The sequence below is a fragment of the Methylophaga sp. UBA1464 genome (assembly GCF_002325665.1).
In the GTDB taxonomy this organism is placed as follows: Bacteria; Pseudomonadota; Gammaproteobacteria; order Nitrosococcales; family Methylophagaceae; genus Methylophaga.
Window position 1 is genome coordinate 22,907 of record NZ_DCSO01000065.1, and the last position, 1,194, is coordinate 24,100.

The following is a 1,194-nucleotide window of genomic DNA, read 5'->3' on the forward strand; positions in this document are numbered from 1 at the left end:
ATATTGTCAAAGTGGGACTCACCACCATAGATAAACTCGGTGAAATAGCCTTGCTGTTTGAGTAAACCGGCAATGGTAAAAAAGTTTTGTTGAGACAGCGAAAGCTTAACCACACTGCGAGCTGGCGTCGGCAAATAGCCACTGATTACCGCCTCAATACCTCTTACTGAGCGAGTGCCCGTGGCATAAAGCTGTTCAAACCACCACCCCTTCTGTTTGAGGCGTTCAAGTTCCGGGGTGACGGCATATTCACCGCCAAGAGACTCAACAAACGTTGCCCCCATACTTTCTTGCAGAATAATCACCAGATTGAGTGGTTTATCCCGTTTTACCGTTGCCTGCCGGGTATTTAAGGTTGGAAATTTACTTTTACTGTCTATGCCAATCCACGGGTAGCTTTCATGTATTTCAGCCATTATGGCTTCATTAGACATTGTGCCGTAGACCTCAGCAGCATTTGATTCGTGCTGCATATTGTAAATAGCAAAATACACTGACCAGGCGGAGTTAAGCATAAGACTATTCACCATCGCATCCGGTGTCAGAGCAAAGCTGGACGGATTGGCAGGCCGATGACCAACAGACGATCGAATCATTAAAACAAGTACGATGATCAACAACGGCCAGGTAAGCCATAATTTCCAAAGCGGCCAGGGCCTTTGAGTGTTATTCAGCCAACGTTGCAATAACTTAACGGCAAGACAACCTGATGCGACGGTCAGTAAGAGTCCTGTCACTAAAGGCATTCGAAAACCGTGCCATAAGGTCGCAAACACTTCACGGGGATATTTCAGATATTCTACAAATAACCGGTTGGGACGCAGATCATACTGACTGATAAAAGCAGGAGTGGATGCTTCCATAAAGCTGATAATGACAATAACCATTACGCCCCAAACGAGCACCAGATTTTGCCAAAATTTCCAGCCAGGTCGATTTGCCAGTAAGGGCAGTCCGAGCGCTAATGGCGCGAGTAACATCCCCAGCATAATCAAATCGGCACGAATGCCTTGCCAGAAAATAGTGGGGAGTGAGGCAGCTGTTGTCACCCTCTCCCACTGCCACACCACTAAGCCAAGACGCGATAAACTCAGAATCACTAAGCCCGTCAGCAGCAGCTGAATAAATATCAAATAAGGGCCAAAAAAAGACTGTAATTTAGTCATCATCAGCCTCGCACTATTAATGGCCACA

At 46.5% G+C, this 1,194-nt stretch carries 1 protein-coding gene; it reads right to left on the bottom strand.

The features are described from left to right. The coding region (locus B3O33_RS07980; RefSeq protein ID WP_292363355.1) for an LTA synthase family protein at positions 1 to 1,169 on the bottom strand (1,169 nt) is incomplete at its 3' end. Positions 1,170 to 1,194: the final 25 nt, after the last annotated feature.